The sequence below is a fragment of the Acidihalobacter prosperus genome (genome assembly GCF_000754095.2).
Lineage (GTDB): Bacteria > Pseudomonadota > Gammaproteobacteria > DSM-5130 > Acidihalobacteraceae > Acidihalobacter > Acidihalobacter prosperus.
Genome location: NZ_JQSG02000006.1, coordinates 828733 through 848770, shown reverse-complemented (window position 1 = coordinate 848770; position 20038 = coordinate 828733). Strand labels below are relative to the sequence as shown.

Here is a 20038-nt window from a genome sequence, read left to right as displayed (position 1 = left end):
CCGGCCAGCACGCACGCAAAATATGCCTTCAAACATGCGTATCGCTAGCTGGCCGGCGCCGTCTCAGCTGCCGCGAACTGCAGCGTCGCCCGCAGCCCCGGAGCGTTGTCCGCCAGGCGCAGCTCCGCCTCGTGCAACGCGGCGATGGCCGCGACCAGGCTCAGCCCCAACCCGCTACCGGGCGTGGAGCGGCTGGATTCGAGCCGATAGAAACGCCCGGTGACCTTGTCCAGCGCCTCGGCCGGAATGCCCGGCCCGTCGTCGGCCACCGTCGCCGTCACGCCTTGCGGTCCGGTTTCCAACGCGAGGTCGATGCGGCTGCCGGCCGGCGTGTGGCGCAGCGCGTTCTCGATCAGATTGGCGAAGGCCTGCACCAGCAGTTCGCGGTCGCCGCGCACGTGAATCCCAGGCGGGATGCGTGCGTGCAGGATATGGCCGGCATCCTCGGCGACCGGGAGGTAGGCGTCGAGCACCGTGTCCAGCACGGCGGAGAGGTCGACGCGCTGGAAGCGGCTGCGGCGCGCGCCGGACTCGATCTGCGCGATGCGCAGCAGCGCCGCGAAGGTCTCGAGAATCTGATCGGTCTGCTCGAGGGCGTGATCCACGGCGAGCCGATAGTCGGCCACGCTGCCCGCGTCCCGCCGCGCGGTTTCCAGGGTCAGGCGAAGCCGCCCCAGCGGCGTGCGCAGGTCGTGGGCGATGTCGTTGCTGACCTGACGCATGCCCTCCATCAGCTCCTGGATGCGCGCCAGCATCCGGTTCAGGTGCGTCGCCAGGGTGTCGAACTCGTCCTCGGTGCCGCGGACCGGCATCCGCCGCGCGAGGTCGCCGGCCACGATGTCGCCGGCGACGCGGTTGATCGCCTCCACCCGGCGCAGCGCAGCCGCGCCCATGAACGCGCCGCCGAGCGCGGCCAGCAACAGGGTTGCGCCCACGCCCCAGGCCAGCGCGGAGAGCCACAGCTCGCGCATCTCGTTGAGCGCGCCGGCGTCCTGCCCCACGAACAGGAACAGGTCGCGGCCCAGCGCCCGACCCTCGCCCTGCACCACGCGATGCTCGCCCGACTCGCCCTCGCCGGCGTGATCGCCGCTGCCTCGCAGCGCGAGCTGCTGCCAGCCTTCGCGCGGGCGCACGCCGGGCGGCAGATTGCCGGCGAGCCGCGTGCCCTGATCGTTTAGCAGCAGAAACCAGCCGCCGTGGCCATGCTCGCCCCGCGTGCGCGCGGCGATGGCACGCCTCAAGCCCTCCACGCCGCCATGCCGCAGCACGCTCTCCAGCGTATGGAAATCGGTTACGGTCACGGCGCGCAGCTGGCGCTCCATGTAGCCCGCGGTCTGCCAGTAGATCACCCCGAACAGGACGAACACCGAGGCGGCGAACAGCGCCGCATAGCCCAGTCCGGTGCGAAACCCGGTGCTGTGCAGCAGCCTACGCGGGCGCACGCAGGGCGTACCCGGCACCGCGCACGGTGTGGATCAGCGGCGGGTCGAAATCGCGGTCGATCTTCTGCCGCAGACGACTGATGTGGGTCTCGACCACGCTGGTCCTGGGATCGAAATGGAAATCCCAGACCTGTTCCAGCAGCATGGTGCGGGTCACCACCTCGCCGGCGTGGCGCAGCAGGTATTCGAGCAGGCGGAATTCGCGCGGCTGCAGTTCGATCGGCGTACCCCGCCGGGTAACCCCGCGCTTGACCAGATCCATTTCCAGGTCGGCGACGCGCAGCACGGTGGGTGCCTCGCTGATCGGCGGCCGGCGCCCCAGCGCATGCACGCGGGCGGCCAGCTCGGAAAACGCAAAGGGCTTGATCAGATAATCGTCGCCGCCGGCTTCCAATCCCTCGACCCGGTCGTCGACCCCGCCGAGGGTGGTCAGGAACAGCACCGGCGTCTTGTTGCCGGTCGCGCGGAGGGTCTTCACCAGGGTGAGGCCGTCCAGCAGCGGCAGCATACGGTCCACGACCAGGAGGTCGTAGCCCCCCTCGGTGGCGTGAAACAACCCGTCGCGACCGTCCGCCGCCACATCCACCACATGGCCGAGTTCCTGCAGCCCGCGAGCGATGTAACGCGCGGTTTCGGCATCGTCCTCGACAACCAGTACCTTCATCGCAGGTTTCCCCTGTTGCCGGAAGCAGTCTAGCGCATGGCACCCTCGTGCCGACGCGAATGCCGCATGAAAACCCGGGCGGCAACCGTCGCACGGCTGCCGCCCGGTTCGACTCAGTCGTCCTCGCGTTCGTGACCGTTCATGTCGTCCCGCTGGTACTCGTGATCGCCCACGGTATTGCGGTTCTTGTACTCATGCTCGTAGCGCATTTCGACGGCCTCGGCCTTGCGGTTTTCGAAGCGGTTTTCCAGCAGCTTCCCGCTATGCGCGTCGATGCCCACCTCGCGCAGGCCGTGCGCGGTCTGAATATCGAACGAATAGCGCAGCCCGGAGCCACCGTGTTCCCTTTCCAGTTCCGCGCTGCGGATCTTGCCGGGCGCGACCTGCATGGCCTGATCCCGCGCCTGCTGCATCGTCACCTTGGCCTGATCGGCCAGATGCTCGCCCGCATAGGCGGTATACAGGGCACCCGAGCCCAGACTCAGCGCACTGGCACCGATCAACGTCAACACGACCTTTTTCATTGACATGATTTCATCCTCGACAGTCTTGAGTTCCGCAATCCCCGGGCTTGCCGGGATGATCCGCACCCGCGGATTCACGGTGCCCAAGATGTCACAGGGAGTCTCAAGGCGGCCTTGCCGCCTGTTTACCAATTGGTAAACAAACAGCTGACACGCCGTTCGATCAACTTTCCAAACATGTTCGCCTGCGCATACCGTTCGGCAGGCGGGATACCTTGTCCACCCTGGCGCCGAATAACCGTACCCGCCGTCTTCAACGTGCGCGCACGCCGTTGAGGAAGATGTCGACCGCCGTACGGACGCAGCGCGCCACCTCATCCCCTTGCGGCACCCAGCCCGGCTGCAGCAGCGCTCGCAGATGCAGGTCGCCCTTCATCATCTCGAGCAACTGGCGTGCAGCCGCCTGCGCATCGTCGATGTTGGCGACGCCACGTTCGGTCAGGCTGCGTAGGTATCCCGCCAGCAGCGCATACGCTTTGACCGGCCCCTTTTCGTAGGCCTGGCGGCCTAGATCGGGGAAACGCTTGCCCTCGCCAATCACGATACGAAACAGTGCGATCGCCGGCGGGCTGAGCAACGCCTCGACGAAGGCGCGACCGACCACTTCCAGCACCTGCTCCGGCGCGTCGTCCGGCGTGGCCGCCGGCAGCAGCTTTTTCACGATGCCGTCGAGCTGGGCGCCGACGGCAGCGGCGAATAGCCCTTCCTTGTTCTCGAAATACTGATAGACCGAGCGCCGCGAACCGCCCGCGCGCTCGATCACCATTTCCAGCGAGGTGCCTTCATAGCCGTGCGTCATGAACAGCGCCGTCGCCGCCTCCAGCAATGCGTCGCGCCGTGCCTCGCCACGTTTGTTTGCCCCTGCCATCGGCCTTGCCTCGTGTGGATGCTTGACAGAATGGTACTGACTAGTATCATCTTAGCCAACGGTACCAGTTAGTACCATTTTGCCGCGGGCGTCGCGGCGGCAGCCCGCAAGGGAGGCGATATGGCAGACGAAATCCAGATGTTCACGAAACCCGGTTGCAGCCACTGCGCCAAGGCCAAGGCGATACTCAAGGCACGCGGCCTGAGATGGCACGACCACGACGTCACGGCTTCCGCCGAGGCGGAGGCCGCCGCCCGCTACCTGAGCGGCTCGCCACTGGTGCCGCAGATTTTTGCCGGCCGCCACCTGATCGGTGGCGCGGAGGAGCTGGAGCGCCTGGACACCGGCGGGCTGCTCGACCGCGTGCTGCAATCGGCGCTCGGCGCCCGTGCCGACCTTGAGTATCCGCATGGTGCCGCGCTCACGGACGACGTTGCCGATGTGTCGTTGGCCACCCGCATCCCGAAAAGCGATGGCACCCATGACGACGACCCGGAAACCTGGCCGCTGCTGCATTTCTACAAGGCCTTCTTCGGCTTCTGGCCGAACACCTTCGCCTATCTGCATCATTGGCCGGAGGCCTACAAGCTCTTTGTCTACTGCCACAATTTCTCGGCGGTCGGGCTCGGCCGGCAGATCCTGGGCGACGAGATGATGTTCGCCATCGCCTACAGCACCTCGAACGCGCAGGGCTGCAGCTACTGCCAGACGCACAGCGCCGCCATCGGCGGGCGGCGTTCGCTGCAAGTGGTCGCGGACACCCGCAAGGTGCTGGACCATGACGCACCCGTGGCGGGCGGACGCTTCGACGCCTACCAACGGCTGCTGATCGGCCTCGCCGCGCGGGCCTCGCGCAACACCGTCGGCACGGAGTTGATCGGCAAAATCCGCACGCAGGCGACCGCCGCCGGCCGCGACGTCGAGGCCGACCTGACGGGGACCTCGATGGTGGTTTCCGCCTTCGGCTTCCTCAACGTCTTCAACGACCTGGTCGGCATGGACATCGAGGGCGACTGGGCACGGAGCGCGCAGCAGGCCGGCATCGCGCCCGGCCGCCACGGCGTCGAAACCGGCAATCCGGACAATCTCGACCACCCCCTGCCCGACGGCGGTCCCAGCATGCAGGACATGCTGACCGCCTACGACGCACGCGTCGGCGACCCGGCCGCGTACGCCCGCCGGGAGCTGGGGCTGTATCCCGCCTGGATGGCCGACTGGCCCGCTCCGCTCGGTGCGCGCCACGCCTACCTTTACGGCGAGCTCACGGGCAGCCGCGATCACTGCATGCTCGAATCCGAGCTCAAACACCTGATGGCGCGGGTATCGGCCATCGCCAAGGGCCACGACTACCTCGCGGCGGTCGAGGCCTTCATCGCCCATCACGCGGCACGCGACAGGCCACGGGCAATCCGGCGCATCCGTGCATGCTACGCCGTCGCCATCGGCTTGGACGACGGCGCGAATCTGTTCACGCCCGCCGAACGCGCGGCGCTGACGGTGGCCTGGCTGTCCGCGCAGATTCCGCTGACGACGCCGCGCCGCTTCATCCTTCCGGCACTCGATCACTATGGCCCCGCCGCCCTGATCCACTTGTTCACCGTATGCGGCATCGCCTCGCTGCTGCAGCGTCACGTCGCCATCCACCCGCAGATCCTGGAGCCGGAAGTGACGGCGTTCCTGGCTCAGAACGGCCTCGAACGCGACACGCTGCGGCTGCGCCATCCGCTCGCCGGATCGCGGCCATGAGCGCCCTCGTCACACTGCTTGCGACACTTTGTTTCGCTTATGCCGCAGGCATTTTCACCGTATTGTCCATGATCGAAAAACCCATCTGGCCGCTGCTGCAAGACCCGGCGGACGAACACGTCAGGACCGCCACCGTTCGCCGCATCCATGCCCAGCTGCGCGAGCTGCTCCCACTGCTTCCGCCAACGATGAAAACCGTGATGGGCGCCGGCGCCGTCCTGCTTGCGACACAGGCCTGGCTGCAGGCCTTCGACGGCATCACCATCGCGACACTCGCGGTGTTCGTCCTGGGTATGCTGTATATCCTCAGGCGCCTGCAGCCGCGCATTCGCGCGGTTGCGGCCCTCGATTCAGCGGGCGACGCCACCCGGCTCCGTATCGCCACCGGGGAACTGGCCGCCCTGCATCGCGCCGGGCTGGCGGTGGCCGCATCAGTCCTGGCGCTGCAGATCGCGCTCGTCGCGACCATTTGACAAGCGCAGGCAGCGACCCAACGCCGATCGGCGCGCCATCCACTGGGCAAGCACGGCGTGCGCGGCTATATTGAAACGCATCCGAACGGCCGCTCAGAGCTCGCATGCGCCACGCTGGCAGGATCACGAACTGGATCGACGACAAGGGCTTCGGCTTCATCACGCCCAGCCAGGGCGGCGGGCAGGTGTTCGTGCACATCACGGCCTTCGATCGGCTGCAGGGCCGCCCGGCCCTGAGGGCGCGCGTGACTTACGAGCTCAAAAAGGACTCACGCGGCCGCACGCGTGCGGAAAATGTACAACTCGCCGACCCCGAGCCGCGCCAGTTCATTGCGCCGAGAGGGCGACCCGCCTCGCTCGCCTTGCCGCTGTCGTTCCTCGCCGGTCTCGTCGGCCTGTATCTCGCCGGCCGTCTGCCGCAAGAAATCCTGTGGCTGTATTGGATCGCCAGCCTGGTCACGTTCCTGCTGTACGCAAAGGACAAATACGCCGCACGCAAAAACCGCTGGCGCACGCCGGAAAACACGCTGCACCTGTTCGCCCTCGTCGGCGGGTGGCCGGGCGCCTGGATCGCGCAGCAACGACTCCGGCACAAATCCAGCAAACATTCGTTTCGCGCGATATTCTGGATCACCGTCGCCGTCAACTGCGGCGCCCTCGCCTGGATCCTGTCGCCCGAGGGCGCGCCCTGGCTCGAATCGATGCTGACGGCCTTGCACGCGCAATGGCCCCATCACGGCGGCATTCAACTCGCCCGCTAGACGCCGCGCGCCCCCGGTCGACGCCGAGACCGCCACATTTCCCGCAGGCCCGCAAACCCTCGTCATGGCGACAGAGCCGCCAGACGATCGATGACCGCCGGCCATCCCTTGCTCATGCCTTCGAAGGCCATCCCGCCGATAGGCGAGTCCAGATCGAACCCCCTGTGTTCCAGCCAAAGCCTCGTACCGGAGCCCTCCGGCTCTATGCGCCAGGTCACGGTCGTATCGAGCGTGCCGGGCGCAAACGAATAGGCGATCAGCTTGCCCGCCTCCACGGCAACGACTTCGCACGGCTGCTGCCCCCAGGGTCCCATGTCCAGACTGAAACGATGGCCCACCAGTGGACGTATGTCTCCCCTCGCCCACCATTTCGCCAGCCAATCGGGTTCGGTCAGGGCGGCCCATACACGCGCAGGTGGATGAGGTATGTAACGGTCCAATCGGATGACGCCGGGCTCGATCATGGGCGGTACCTCAGCAAGGCTGTCGTTGAGTGATTGCAGGCGAACATGCCAATACCGTTCAAAAGGATGCAGCCAGGTGCGGATCGGGGCTAGCGCCTCGGGTTGCAGGTGGTATATGCGGCGGCGCCCCTGCGTCCGCTCGCTCACCAGACCCGCCAGGCGCAGCGCCTGAAGATGCTCGGATATCGCCGGCCGGTTCTGCGTGAACGCATCGGCGATCATGCCGGCACTGCAGGGTCCATCCCGCAGGATATCGAGTATCCGCCGCCTGACCGGATTGGCGATCACGGTAAAAACATCTCGCGTGGCCATGCTTCGATAATACGTCGGAAATTCCCGACATATCAAGCCTGCGCGCCGCCCTGCAGGGCAGCGATGAGCGGGCAGGCTCCGGCTTCCGATTGTCCGGCGCAGCGCTCGACCAGGCCGGCGAGCGCCGCCTCCATGCGCATCAAGTCCTGCAGCCGCTCACGCACGTCGTGCAGGCGCTCGCGCGCCAGCGCGGCTGCCTCCTCGCAGTGGGTGCCGTCATCCAGTCGTAACAGGTGGCCGATCTCATCCAGATTGAAGCCGAGCCGCTGCGCGGACTTGATGAACTTCAGTCTGGCGACGTCGGCCTCGCCATACCGCCGAGTGCCGCCCGGCGGCCGCGGCGGCTCGGGGAGAAGCCCCTTGCGCTGGTAGAAACGGATGGTCTCGACGCCGACGCCGGCGGCCTGAGCAAAGCCGCCGATGGTCAGGGATACCGGTCTGTGCGCCATCGTCTGCTCCGTATTCGGGTACGGCATCGAGTCTACGCGATCGCGTCGGCACCGCCAGCCGCAGCCTTGACAGCCGATCCGCCGCTGGCTACGGATTAAGGCGGGTGAGTCGCCGCGCAGCCAGCCGGACACGCCCGCCCAACAACAACCACCAGGGGGAGTCGGCTCAATGGACAGAAAATACCTGTTCACCGCACTGATCTACGCCATCGTCGGCCTGATATTGGGTATTCATATGGCCGCCTCGCACGATCACGGCCAGCTCGTCACCCATGCACACATCATGCTGCTCGGCTTCGTGGTTTCTTTTTTCTATGCGCTTTGCCATAAACTCTGGCTGCACGAAGCGAACTGCCGCCTGGCCAGCATCCAGTTCTACGTGCACCAGGCCGGCACGCTGGCATTGCTCGCCTGCCTGTTTCTGCTCTACGCACGCTGGGTGCCCGAAGCCGTGCTCGGACCGTTGCTCGGCATCGCCTCGGTCACGGTCTTGCTCGGCATGCTCGCCATGGCGGTAATGGTGGTCATGCGGCGAGCACCCGCCACCTGAGGGCGGAGCGGCAGGCTCCACAGCGTCAAGGAACCGACATGAAACGACTGCCGCCGCTGTTCGGCACCCCGAACGACTCCAGCCGCCACCCCTGGAACCGCTCGCGGCACGCGCGGCGGCTCTACCGCGGCTATCTTTACCCCACCCTTGGCCTGGCATTGGCCGGCCTGCTGTTCAGCAACGCCTTGCCCAGCCGCCTGGCCATTGGTCTGGGTATCGCGGGTGGCCTCGTGAACGCGCTGTTCTGGCTGGTCTTCATCGAACTGAGCCACCGCGCCGGCAGCTACGACGACATGCGGGCGCGCGGTTTGGGCTGGCGCCTCGGCCTGTCCGTCCCCGGGCGATGGTCGATGGCGCTCCTGACCGGCCTGCTGTTCGGCTACTCCTCGCTCGCGCTCGGCCTGCCCTGGCTGGTCAATCTGAGCCTCGGCTCGACGACCCGTCAGATGGCCGTCGTGACCGGCTGGCACGTCGGCGGACGCCATAACTGCGCCGCCCCCGACATCGACCGCGCCGGCTTCCTCACCATGGGCGGCGATGCCCTGTGCGGCCTGCCCGACGTTCCCGCGCTGCACACCCCAGGCACGCGGCTGGCGCTGATCGGCCCCGGCACGATCCTCGGCATGAACATCGAGCGCGTGCGTATCGCAGCGCCGACACCGCCGCATACGCGTTGAGCATCGCGAAACACACGCCAACCTCCCCGCGCAAAACAACACGACGCCCGCACCGATCAAATGGATTGATCGCCACACCACCTCGGCCATAAATAGGTTCGATGAAACCGGAGACCAGACCGCAGGTCGAATGATTTGTGTATGAAAATCAGTTTTTTTTGTGATCTTTTATACACATTCCAATAGCGAGTGTGGGGTTTCGCCAAGAGACCACCCACACATGGAGGTTACGACCATGCACAACCATCCGGTTCGCATCACCCGTTCGATCCCGGCTCTGACCGCCCTGATGGGCGCGATGGCGCTTTCCATGGCCCTACCGGCTGCCCATGCCAGTATGCCGCCGCCGGCAAGCGCCGTCGGCAGCGTCGCCTCGCGGGCCCTGCTGGGTGAACCGCAAAACCCTAACGGGCGCTTCCTCTGGCAACACGCGCAAGGCATGCAGCCCACGACCGCGACCATGGTCGCGGTCAATGGGCTCAGCGCGCGCAGCCTGTTGGGAGACCCGCAGACGCCCGAGGGGCGTTATGCCGGCCAACACGCCCTGACGGGCATGGGCCAGACCAGTACGATCGCCATGGCACCTTCTGCGCTCGGCACCAAGGCGCTGATGGGCGACCCCGAAGCGCCGTGGGCGCGGTTCGGCTGATACCGCTCCACCCTCAGGAGCGGCGGGCATGGACAAGGGGCTTACCGGCGCCCGAGCAGGGCGCCGAGCACCCCTCGCATGAGCTGCCGCCCGAGCTGGCTGCCGATGCTGCGGGCAGCGCTCTTGATGAGCGCCTCGCCCACGGACTGGCGGCGGCTTGACGAGGACGCCGGCGCACGGGCGGCCGCCTCGGCCTCGGCGGCTCTGGCGCGTTCAGCCTCTTCGAGCTGGCGCCGCTGCGCGCGGCGGGCGAGTTCCTCATAAGCCGAATCGCGATCCTGTACCCCGGTGTATCGACCCGCCATGGGCGAACGCGCAACGACGTCGCGCCGCTCGTCGGCAGTAAGCGGGCCGATGCGCGAACGCGGTGGCACGATCAGCGTGCGCGCCACGGCCTGCGGACGCCCCTTGGCGTCCAGACTCGACACCAGCGCCTCGCCGGTGCCGAGGTCGGTCAGTGCCGAGGCCACGTCCAGCGACGGACTGGACGGAAAATTCTCCGCCGCCGCGCGGATCGCCTTGCGGTCCTTGGGCGTGAAGGCGCGCAACGCATGCTGCAGCTTGAGGCCGAGCTGGCCGAGCACGTCGTCGGGCACGTCGGTCGGGCTCTGCGTCACGAAATACACGCCGACGCCCTTGGAGCGGATCAAGCGCACCACCTGCTCGATCTTATCCTGCAGCGCGCGCGGCGCGTGTTCGAACAGCAGATGCGCCTCGTCGAAGAAGAACACCAGGCGGGGCAACGGCGCATCCCCGGCCTCGGGCAGTTCCTCGAACAGTTCGGCCAGCAGCCACAGCAGAAAGGCGCTGTAGAGCCGCGGCGCCTGACTGTAGAGCCGCGTCGCATCCAGCAAACTGATCACGCCACGCCCGGAAAAATCGCGCTGCATCAGATCGCTCAGGTTCAGTGCCGGCTCGCCGAAGAAGCGGTCGCCGCCCTGCTCTTCGAGCACCAGCAGGCGCCGCTGGATGGCCGCCAGGCTGGCCGGAGCCAGATTGCCGTACTGCTGCGAAAGCTCGGCGCGATGCTCGCCCAGCCAAGCCAGCAGCGCGCGCAGATCCTTGAGGTCGAGCAGCAGCAGACCCTGCTCGTCCGCGATGCGGAAGGCCGCGTAGAGCACGCCCTCCTGCGTCTCGTTGAGTTCGAGCAGATTGGCCAGCAGCAATGGGCCCATTTCCGAGATCGTGGTGCGGATCGGATGCCCGCTCTCGCCGAACAGGTCCCAGAACAGCACCGGCGACGGCTCGGCGCGATAGTCGGGAACGGGGATCGACGCCACTCGCTCCTCTATCTTCGGGTGAGGCGAGGCCGCCGCGGCCAGGCCCGAGAGGTCGCCCTTGATGTCCGCCGCGAAGACCGGCACGCCGAGGCGCGAGAAACCCTCGGCCAGAATTTGCAGGCTGACCGTCTTGCCGGTGCCGGTCGCGCCCGCGATCAGTCCGTGGCGATTGCTCATCCGCGCCAGCTGCAACACCGGCCGGCCCGATACGCCGCCCACCAATATCGTTTCGCCCAATTCCATGCCCGCTCCCCGGTTGACGGCGTACCCTTGCGCCTCCCGCAAGTATAGGAAGACCGGACCTCGCCGACCGAAGGCCTAGAACCAGGTCGCGATCAGGCCCTTCTGCCAGGCGTAGCGGGCGATCATCGCAAAGCACATGAACACGATCAGCGGGCGGATCAGGCGCGCGCCGCCGCGCACCACCATGTGCGAGCCGGCCCAGGCGCCGAGCACCTGCCCGACCACCATGACGCCACCCGCCAGCCACAGCACCTTGCCGCCCAGGGCGAACACCGCGAGCGAGGCCGCGTTGCTGGCGAAATTGAGCAGCTTGGCGCGCGCGGTCGCCGCCACCAGCGGCTGTCCGCGCAGGGCCACGCCGGCGAGCGCGAAGAATGAACCGGTACCCGGGCCGAAGAAGCCGTCGTAGGCGCCGATCAGCGGCACCAGCAATCTGCGGTAGACCGGCTCGCCCAGCCGTGGCCGGCGCTCGACCGCCCCTGCCTGCGGGGCCAGCAGGAAGTACAGCCCGATCGTGAGCAGCACCAGGGGTACGAGCACGTCGAGCACCTCGGGGTGCAGGAACTGAACCGCAACGGTACCCACGGCTGCGCCCAACAGCGCCCAGAAGAACAGCCCGCGGATTTCGCACCAGTTCACCAGACCGCGATGCAGCATGTTCAGCGACGCGGTCAGGGTACCGAAGCTGCCCTGCAGCTTGTTGGTGGCGAGCGCGTGCACCGGCGGCACCTGCGCCAGCAGCAGCACCGGCAGCGTGATCAACCCGCCACCACCGGCGAGCGTATCGACGAAACCAGCCAGCGCGGCGGCAACGAACAGCAGAAGCAGCAGATCGGCTGACGGGATGGATTCGATGCCCATAGCGGCTTCCGGGTGACGGCCTGCCATTCTATACCAGGCCGGGTCGCACGACGGGACCGCCGCCGGAATCGTTTTTTCGCCACTCTCCACCCCGCAACGCGGTACGGCCTGGCTACCCGCACGGGTCACAACGCAAGCCACAAAGGCTGCCCGCCCACCCTGGCGTCGACACCCCCGCCACGCCGCATGGCCCCTGAAACATCGACAACCAAGCCAAACAAATAAAAAAATTATTATTTTAACTTATCGAAAACCCGCGCCATCCCAGTGCGCGCAGAACGATAATTTCACGATATGAGTGCACGAAAAATCGATGAAAAAATAAATAGGCGGCGCCTCTCAATATCCAAGCCGCTTCAAATAAAGACTCGTATTTGGCACTGATATTGCTGGCTGACGACATCATCCGACCAGACAAGGAGTACGCGGCATGGGCGCCATGGCAGGCATCAATAAATATTCTGCAGCCATTATTTTTTCAACGGCACTTGGCGCCTGCCTGCAAACCGCGGCTGCGGACACCCATCGGCCGATCGATATCGCCAAGGTCAAGGCCGCGTACACGAGCAAACATGGAAAAACGCATGCGGTCGAGCTTGGGTCCGCGCAGAATTCCGTGGCCGTGAGCAAAAAAACCCTGAGCAAGCTCACCGCACCCGGCGGCAGTGCCGCCGCCGCGCTGACCAACGCCGTGCCCGGGTTCCAGGCGCACCCTGTCGGTTCGTACTCCGGCGCCAGCCGATACCAGATCCGCATCAACGGCACCCAGGTTGGTTTCGACGCGGCCGGTACGCCTGAAATCAACGGCCTGCAGATCCTGTTCGACGGCATCCCGCTGAACAACCCCACCGCCGGCTATCACGGCTTCGAGAGCAACGAACTGCCGATCGCGAGCATGTTCTCCGCGATCAAGGTCACCCAGGGCCCGGGAGCTGTAGCCGACCACTGGTACGACGGTGTCGGCGGAACGGTGAATTTCATGCCCCTCGCGCCCAGCGACAAAGCCTCCGCTGAAATCGAGGCAGGAGGCGGCTCGTTCAATTCGCAATCCCTGTCGACCAATCTGCAATCCGGCTCGATCGACGGCTGGGATACCGTGCTGTCCATGGGTTACACCGGGACCGACGGCATCCGCACCGGACCCACGCCGATCGGACGCACCGAGGCATCGGCAATCTTCGCCGAGACGCGCAAGCACTTCTCGGCCGGCAGTTTTACCGCCGGGCTTTATTACTACGGAGCGCTCGAACACCGCGCGCACGATCTGCCGGTCTATCCGGTCCCCGGCGTGAACGTGGGCGGTTACAACGTACCCGGCGAAACGCTGAGCCAGCAGACCTCCGGCTGGTACTACACCCCAAGCACCGCGCTGTGGAGCAAGCGCCAGTGGTATGCGGCCATCCTCGGCTTCACCAAGCTGACCGCCGACCTGTCGAGCAACGTACGCTTCACGGATACCACCTGGTACAAGAACGGCCATCGTTCCAAGCGCGCCATCTTCAACTACAACACCACGCGCACCAGCGGCCCGACCGCCTTCAACTACGATCCGCACAGCCGCTATTTCGGCAATCGCTCGGCGCTGCATGTGATGTTGCCCGGCAACGACGTCACGCTTGGCGCGTACTACATGCAGATGAACAGCCAGGCCCAGCTGATCGGCTACAACAGCTTCCAAGCCATCGCCAACGGTCAGGACATCTTCAGTTCGACGCCTGATTTCTACCGCAACTACACCACCCAGTGGACCGGTTCGAACGTCTTCCTGCAGGACGCGATCCACCCGATGCCGCGCCTGACCATTACGCCGGGCGTCGGTATCGAGCACTACGACGTCAAGGTCGTCAATCAGGCCCAGCAGTACTTCCAGATCATCGCACCGGGCAACACGACCGCGTACGTCAGCAACATTCCGGGGGCATCCGGCAGCTTCACCGAGCCGAATTTCAGCCTGGGACTCAACGCCGGCCTGACGCACTCGACGCATCTGTTCGCCACCGCGGCCAATAATTACCAGACCCAGACGGACAATTCCTACGGCGTCGGCGCATCCGAACCCGTGGTGCCGCCGTCCAAACCGGCCGAGGTCGTCAGCTATATCGGCGGCGTGAAATATCACAGCGGGAAGTGGTTCGCACAGGCCGCGCTGTTCCATACCCACGTCAAGGATCTCACCATTCCCTACACGCAGTCCGCCACGCAGACGGTCATCGTCGAACCGGCCTCCGAGACCATCCAGGGCGTGAATTTCCTGTTGGGCTACAAGCAGCCCGCCGGGCTGAGCGTGTACACCAGCGACAGCATTCAGGATGCGCGCGAGTGGACCTTCAACGCCGCCGGCGACCCGCTGAACGACGTGCCCATGACCGGCACGCCGAAATACAACCTGGGGTTCAATGCCGGCTATGGCTGGTACCGCGCCAATTCGTACTACGACCTGACCCTGAGCGACCGCTATCAGTCGGCGACCTACCTCGCATCCGAAATCACCTCGGCGCCGACCAGCACCCTGTTGCCGGCCTCGCAGGTCAACCTGGTGAATCTCCATTTCACCGATTCGACCACCGCCTTCAATCCCTACGTGGGCGGACTCAAGATGGTCAAGCTCGCCCTTGTCGTCGAGAACCTGCTCAACGTGAAATACAACACCATGGGCTATATCTCCTCGGGCAGCGCATACGGTCCGGGCAGCGCGGGCGACATCCTGGCGCAGCCGGGCGCGCCGCTGGGCGTGTACGGCTCGGTTTCGGCGTATTTCTGATGCGGCGACCGGCAGGTTCGACAGACCACGGCGAGATGGGGGCGGAATGCGCCACGTGAACAGTCCCACGGTCGGCATTACCACCTTCGGACTCTGCTTCGGGTCCGAAAACAACGACCGCTTCTGGCTGCCGCATCACTACGTCGATCAGGTGATCCGCGCCGGCGGCCTCCCGATCCTGTTGCCGCCGGCACCGGACTATCCGCTCGCCGCGCTCGTCGCCACCCTCGACGGTCTGATCCTGACCGGCGGCGGCGATGTCGAGCCGGCGCGCTACGACGCGCCCTGTCACGCAGCGACCGTGTACATCGACCCGGCACGCGACGCCTTCGAGTTCGCCTTGACACGCCAGTGCATCGAGCGCGACATACCGGTCTTCGCCATCTGCCGAGGCATGCAGGTATTCAACGTCGCGCTCGGCGGCACCCTGTGCCAGCACCTCGAACAACCGGAAGACTTAAGCCTCTGCGACACGCCGCACCGCGACCATCCGCGCGGCCCGATCGCTCACACCGTGGCCATCGACGAGGACAGCCACCTGTACACCCATGTCGGCCGCGCGCGCCTCTCGGTGATGTCCAATCATCATCAGTGCGTGGACCGCCTGGGCGAGGGCCTGCGCGTCTGTGCACGGGCGGACGACGGCGTGATCGAGGCGGTCGAATCCGTCAACGGACTGCGGGCCATTGCCATCCAGTGGCATCCGGAACTCGGCGGTGAGGATGCCGCGATTCAGGCTCGCCTGTTCGACGCCTTCCTCGGGCTGTGCGCCGAGCCGGCGCGGCGCCAGCGGAGCCAGACATGAGCGCACCGCTTTCCTCCTGGGGCGGCCTGACGCGACGCCTGCTGACGTGTCTGCTGCTCCTGCCCGGAGCCGTGCTGGCCCAGGGCCGCCCGGCCACCGTCGCCACGGCGCCCAACGTGGGCGGTTTCGGGGCGCCACAGACCGTCACCTCGTTCTCACCCGTCTACAACGACGATTCGAACACCGACATGCAGGCCTACAGCGTCATCTACACGCCGCTGATCTGGCCCTCGCCCGAGATCACCGTCGACTGGAAGCTCGGCCTCGCCGAATCGGTGCACTACAACCCCCAGCGCACCGTCGTGACCGTCAAGCTCAAGCCGCGCCGCTGGACCGACGGCACCCCGGTCACCGCCGCCGATGTGGTCTACACCTGGAAGCTGATCGAACAGCAGGGCAGATCCTATGGACTTTACGGCGTCGGTGGCATGCCCTACGTCATCCGGCGGGCACAGACCATTTCGGCCGACACGGTGCGCTTCACGCTCAAGCACCCGGTGAGCGAACACTGGTTCACCCTCAACGCCCTGTCCCAGCTCTATCCGCTGCCCGCCAAGGCCTGGGGACAACACAGCAACACCTACTTCCGTAACCACGAGACCGACATGCAGCTCATGCGCGTCTCCGACGGGCCCTATCGCCTAGACCGCTTCGTCCCGGGACGCTACGCACGCTTCTCCGTCAACCCGTATTACCCGGGCAAACTGCCGGTTCGTCATTTCGAGTTGCGCTTCTTCACCGACTGGACCACCCAGTTCTCCGCGCTCAAGACCGGCGAGCTGCAGATCGGCGAAATACCCACCCCGCTGTACAGCGCCCGGCGACTCGTCGCGCACCTGCCGAGCTACGCCAACGTTCCCGGCAAGGCAGGTTTCTATCCCTACGAATTCCGCATGATCCGGCTGAATTTCCGCAATCCGAAGATCGCCTTCATGCGCGACGAAAAGGTTCGCCAGGCACTGCAGTTGACGATCCCGCAGCAGGCCATCATCGACGTGGTGTTCCACGGCCTTGGCGCGGCGAGCTTCACCGCCGTTCCGCCCGTGCCCGACACCTATCTTTCGCCGTCGATGAAGGATATGGACGAGCACCCGAACCGCGAGTACGACCCGGCCAAGGCCGTGCGTCTGCTCGATCAGGATGGATGGAAGGTGCACGATGGCGTGCGCGCCAAGGACGGCAAACGCCTCGAATTCACTCTGCTCTATCTCACCGGCAGCCGCGCGCAGACCGAGGAGGCCGACATGCTCAAGGCCTCCTGGCAAAAGCTCGGCGTCGTGGTGCATCTCAAGCGCATGCCACAGGCCACCCTGCTCGCCACCGTGCGCAGCGGAAAATCCGAGGCGGCCATGCTGCTCTGGGCCTATGCACCCAATATGTACCCGTCCGGCGACGGCCTGTTCAACGCCAGCGGCGTGCTCGCCAGCGGCTTTCACGACGCCGCACTGGACACCGCCATCAACGCCTCCATCCAGCCGCACGGCCGCGAGGCGCTATGGCACTATGAAGCGTTGCTGGCAAAGCAACTGCCGGTGCTGTTTCTGCCCGTTCCCGGCTATCAGGTCAGGCACGACGCCTGCCTGAGCGGAATGCGCGACTACCTCAACCCCGCGGCCTACATCGCGCCGCAGGCACTACGCTGGAAGATCCCCGGCGGCTGCATGCAACACAGCTGACGTCCGGCATGCTTTCTGCTTATTGCAGACGTCACCCATCGTCCGACAAGGAGGTTTCCATGCCAGCATGCCGCAAGACCCCACGCTTCATCCGTACACTCTCGACTCTCGCCTGTCTCGGCGCATTGGCCAGCACCGGCACGACGATGGCCAAGAGCACCGACGTCGTCGTCACCACGCCCAATGTCGGCGGCTTCGGGGCGCCGCAGACCGTCACCTCGTTCTCGCCGCTGTACAACGACGTGTCGAACACCGACATGCAGGCCTACAGCATCCTCTACACGCCGCTGATCTGGCCCTCGCCCGAGATCACCGTCGACTGGAAGCTCGGCCTCGCCGAATCGGTGCACTACAACCCCCAGCGCACCGTCGTGACCGTCAAGCTCAAGCCGCGCCGCTGGACCGACGGCACCCCGGTCACCGCCGCCGATGTGGTCTACACCTGGAAGCTGATCGAACAGCAAGGAAACGGCTACGGCCTTTATGGCGTCGGCGGCGTACCCGAACTCATCAAGCAGGTCGCCGCCGTTTCGGCGGACACCGTGCGCTTCACGCTCAAGCACCCGGTGAGCGAACACTGGTTCACCCTCAACGGACTCTCCCAGTTCTATGCCTTGCCCGCCAAGGCCTGGGGACATCACAGCAACACCTATTTCCGTAACCACGAGACCGACATGAAACTCATGCGCGTCTCCGACGGACCCTACCGGCTCGACAGTTTCGTCTCCGGGCGCTATGCGCGCTACTCCGCGAATCCCGATTATCCGGATTCGCCGGCGGTGAAACGCTTCGAACTGCGCTTCTTCCCGGACTGGACCACCCAGTTCTCCGCGCTCAAGACCGGCGAGCTGCAGATCGGCGAGGTGCCGACGCCGCTGTACAGCGCCCAGCACCTCGTCGCCCACCTGCATACCTTCGAAAGCGTACCCGGGAAACCCGGTTTCCTGCCCTATGAATTCCGCATGATCTGGCTCAACTTCAAGAACCCGAAGATCGCCTTCATGCGCGACGAAAAGGTTCGCCAGGCGCTGCAGATGGCCATTCCGCAGCAGGCCATCATCGACGTGGTGTTCCACGGCCTCGGCGCGGCCAGCTTCACCGCCGTTCCGCCCGTACCCGACACCTATCTCTCGCCGGCGATGAAGGCCCTGGACTCGCATCCGAACCAAGCATACGACCCCGCAAAAGCCGCGCGCCTGCTCGCAAGCGACGGCTGGACCATGCATGACGGCGTGCGCACCAAGGACGGCAAACGCCTCGAATTCACCCTGCTCTATCTCACCGGCAGCCGCGCGCAGACCGAGGAGGCCGACATGCTCAAGGCCTCCTGGCAGAAGCTCGGCGTCTTGGTGCACCTCAAGCGCATGCCACAGGCCACCTTGCTCGCCACCGTTCAACCCAACGGACACTGGGAAACGGCCATGCTGCTGTGGTCCTATGCCCCGGACTTCTATCCTTCCGGCGACGGTCTGTTCAATACCGGCGGCGGCGCCAATTTCGGGCAGTACTCGAATGCCGCGCTCGATGCCGCCATCAACGGCTCCACACAGCCGCACGGCCGCGAAGCCTTGTGGCACTACGAAGCCTTGCTGGCGAAGCAGTTGCCGGTGCTGTTCCTGCCTGTGCCCGGCTACCTGGTCAAATCCAGCGGCTGCCTCGGCAATATGCGCGAATACCTCAATCCCACGGCCTACATCGCCCCTCAGGCGATCGACCTTAAATCCTCCCCGGCCTGCGCTTCAGCAGGCTGAACCCGTCGTCCGCCGGCTTGGCCGCCGGCGGACGACCTCACCCGAAAAACAACCGGATTCGCTGCAAGGCCTATCCGAACATTCAATAATATTTTCTTATCTACCGTTTTTTTGATCCGCACCGCATTGGTGCCGCACACCCCCATATGTATCCAAAATGTGCGCATCGACCACCGCGAAATTCGCCAAATAATAATTATTAACATTCAAAAAACGTTCACAACCCCGTCACGGCAAACGCGCGCGCCGTTCTCTCATAAGCTGGCACGATCGATGCTTTGCGAATCCGCAACTATCTGGCCGCCGAGCCGGATATATCGCTCCGGCCAATATCCGGAAATGCGATTTAATCAAATTCAATTACAGGAGTTGCCATGGAATTCATCACGCATCTGATCAAGCTGTCGGGCGGTTTGCCGATCATCATGGCGCTGCTGTTGCTGGTGGCGGTGGCGGTGATTTTTGACCGGCTGTGGTTTTACTACCGGGTGCTGGGTGCGGGCGGTCGGGTGGAGGAATCGCTCAAGGCGCTGGGCTACCGCGACGTGCGCGGTCTCAAGGCGCTGGGCGAGGATTATTCGCACACCCTGCAGGGGCGCCTGATCCTGCAGGCGGTGGCGTCCAAGGCCGAGACGCCGGACGCACTGTCGCAGCACCTCGACGAGGAAGTGCTGTGGTCGATGCCGCGGCTGGACCAGTACCTGTGGCTGCTGGACACGGCGGCGACCTTAGGTCCGCTGCTGGGCCTGTTCGGCACCATCATCGGCATGATCGACACCTTCAACGTGCTGGGCAGCTCCGGGGCTGCGGTCAAGGCCACCGGGGGCATCGCCGACGCGCTGGTGTCGACCGGGATGGGTCTTTTCATCGCGATCATCTCGGTGCTGTTCCTGAACCTGCTGAACAAGCGCCTGCGTCTTGCGATGCACCAGCTCGACCTGATCCGCCTGCTGCTGATCAACCGCCTGCACGGCGAGGGCGTCAAGGCGCACGGCGAGGCCGGCGCGGAACACTTCGAGACGCGCAGCGCGCTGGGCGCGCACCTGGGGCTGGGCGACACGCGCAAGGCCGAGGGCGTGTGA

General features: G+C 65.4%; 19 protein-coding genes. 11 read left to right on the top strand and 8 right to left on the bottom strand.

The window, feature by feature from the left end; translation table 11 throughout:
* Positions 1-44: 44 nt before the first annotated feature.
* From THPRO_RS14730 to THPRO_RS14715, 4 genes are all read right to left on the bottom strand, one after another.
* Entirely contained in the window at positions 45-1442 is a 1398-nt protein-coding gene (locus THPRO_RS14730) for a sensor histidine kinase (RefSeq protein WP_038091071.1), read from the bottom strand.
* On the bottom strand, positions 1429-2106 hold the full coding sequence (locus THPRO_RS14725) for a winged helix-turn-helix domain-containing protein (protein WP_038091067.1): 678 nt from the start codon (positions 2104-2106) through the stop codon (positions 1429-1431). The genes THPRO_RS14730 and THPRO_RS14725 overlap by 14 nt, the downstream gene beginning before the upstream one ends.
* Positions 2107-2219: 113 nt before the next feature.
* On the bottom strand, positions 2220-2636 hold the full coding sequence (locus tag THPRO_RS16440) for a PepSY domain-containing protein (RefSeq protein ID WP_145930879.1): 417 nt from the start codon (positions 2634-2636) through the stop codon (positions 2220-2222).
* Between the two features lie 247 nt (positions 2637-2883).
* Entirely contained in the window at positions 2884-3498 is a 615-nt protein-coding gene (locus THPRO_RS14715; protein WP_038091066.1) for a TetR/AcrR family transcriptional regulator, read from the bottom strand.
* A 120-nt stretch (positions 3499-3618) separates the two neighbouring features.
* On the opposite strand from THPRO_RS14715, the gene THPRO_RS14710 reads away from it, so the two are divergent.
* From THPRO_RS14710 to THPRO_RS14700, 3 genes are all read left to right on the top strand, one after another.
* On the top strand, positions 3619-5244 hold the full coding sequence (locus tag THPRO_RS14710; RefSeq protein ID WP_038091065.1) for a glutaredoxin domain-containing protein: 1626 nt from the start codon (positions 3619-3621) through the stop codon (positions 5242-5244).
* Positions 5241-5717, top strand: a complete 477-nt coding sequence (locus THPRO_RS14705; protein ID WP_038091060.1) for a hypothetical protein — start codon at positions 5241-5243, stop codon at positions 5715-5717. Before THPRO_RS14710 ends, THPRO_RS14705 begins: the two co-directional genes overlap by 4 nt.
* Before the next feature lie 104 nt (positions 5718-5821).
* The gene (locus THPRO_RS14700; RefSeq protein ID WP_052064475.1) at positions 5822-6478 is read left to right on the top strand and encodes a cold shock and DUF1294 domain-containing protein; all 657 of its coding nucleotides are present in this window, start codon (positions 5822-5824) and stop codon (positions 6476-6478) included.
* Between the two features lie 62 nt (positions 6479-6540).
* On the opposite strand, the gene THPRO_RS17185 is transcribed toward THPRO_RS14700, so the two are convergent.
* Positions 6541-7254: a metalloregulator ArsR/SmtB family transcription factor gene (locus tag THPRO_RS17185; protein ID WP_082954680.1), complete on the bottom strand. Its 714-nt coding sequence runs from the start codon at positions 7252-7254 to the stop codon at positions 6541-6543.
* A 32-nt stretch (positions 7255-7286) separates the two neighbouring features.
* Positions 7287-7703: an Hg(II)-responsive transcriptional regulator gene (gene merR / locus THPRO_RS14690; protein ID WP_038091225.1), complete on the bottom strand. Its 417-nt coding sequence runs from the start codon at positions 7701-7703 to the stop codon at positions 7287-7289.
* Positions 7704-7872: 169 nt separating this feature from the next.
* Here merR and THPRO_RS14685 point away from each other — a divergent pair, with 169 nt between their 5' ends.
* From THPRO_RS14685 to THPRO_RS14675, 3 genes are all read left to right on the top strand, one after another.
* Entirely contained in the window at positions 7873-8253 is a 381-nt protein-coding gene (locus tag THPRO_RS14685; protein ID WP_038091058.1) for a hypothetical protein, read from the top strand.
* A gap of 38 nt (positions 8254-8291) precedes the next feature.
* The gene (locus THPRO_RS14680; protein WP_038091055.1) at positions 8292-8930 is read left to right on the top strand and encodes a hypothetical protein; all 639 of its coding nucleotides are present in this window, start codon (positions 8292-8294) and stop codon (positions 8928-8930) included.
* Positions 8931-9165: 235 nt separating this feature from the next.
* A complete protein-coding gene (locus THPRO_RS14675) occupies positions 9166-9579 on the top strand; it encodes a hypothetical protein (RefSeq protein ID WP_065089805.1) in 414 nt (137 codons plus the stop codon).
* 41 nt (positions 9580-9620) lie between these two features.
* Here the strand turns inward: THPRO_RS14675 and THPRO_RS14670 are convergent, their stop codons facing one another.
* Complete coding sequence (locus tag THPRO_RS14670; RefSeq protein WP_038091052.1) at positions 9621-11102, bottom strand: helicase HerA-like domain-containing protein; 1482 nt, start codon at positions 11100-11102, stop codon at positions 9621-9623.
* Between the two features lie 75 nt (positions 11103-11177).
* The gene (locus THPRO_RS14665; protein WP_236717327.1) at positions 11178-11963 is read right to left on the bottom strand and encodes a TSUP family transporter; all 786 of its coding nucleotides are present in this window, start codon (positions 11961-11963) and stop codon (positions 11178-11180) included.
* Positions 11964-12393: 430 nt separating this feature from the next.
* Here THPRO_RS14665 and THPRO_RS14660 point away from each other — a divergent pair, with 430 nt between their 5' ends.
* The 5 genes from THPRO_RS14660 (at position 12394) to THPRO_RS14640 (ending at position 20038) form a co-directional block, all read left to right on the top strand.
* Positions 12394-14724 carry a TonB-dependent receptor gene (locus THPRO_RS14660; protein ID WP_065089804.1) on the top strand — a complete coding sequence of 777 codons (2331 nt, stop codon included), beginning with the start codon at positions 12394-12396 and terminating at the stop codon, positions 14722-14724.
* A gap of 55 nt (positions 14725-14779) precedes the next feature.
* Positions 14780-15529, top strand: coding sequence for a gamma-glutamyl-gamma-aminobutyrate hydrolase family protein (locus THPRO_RS14655; protein ID WP_161490000.1), 750 nt, complete (start codon positions 14780-14782; stop codon positions 15527-15529).
* Complete coding sequence (locus tag THPRO_RS14650; RefSeq protein ID WP_145930878.1) at positions 15526-17205, top strand: peptide ABC transporter substrate-binding protein; 1680 nt, start codon at positions 15526-15528, stop codon at positions 17203-17205. The genes THPRO_RS14655 and THPRO_RS14650 overlap by 4 nt, the downstream gene beginning before the upstream one ends.
* Before the next feature lie 59 nt (positions 17206-17264).
* Complete coding sequence (locus THPRO_RS14645) at positions 17265-18956, top strand: peptide ABC transporter substrate-binding protein (RefSeq protein WP_161489999.1); 1692 nt, start codon at positions 17265-17267, stop codon at positions 18954-18956.
* Positions 18957-19330: 374 nt separating this feature from the next.
* Positions 19331-20038 carry a MotA/TolQ/ExbB proton channel family protein gene (locus THPRO_RS14640; RefSeq protein WP_065089803.1) on the top strand — a complete coding sequence of 236 codons (708 nt, stop codon included), beginning with the start codon at positions 19331-19333 and terminating at the stop codon, positions 20036-20038.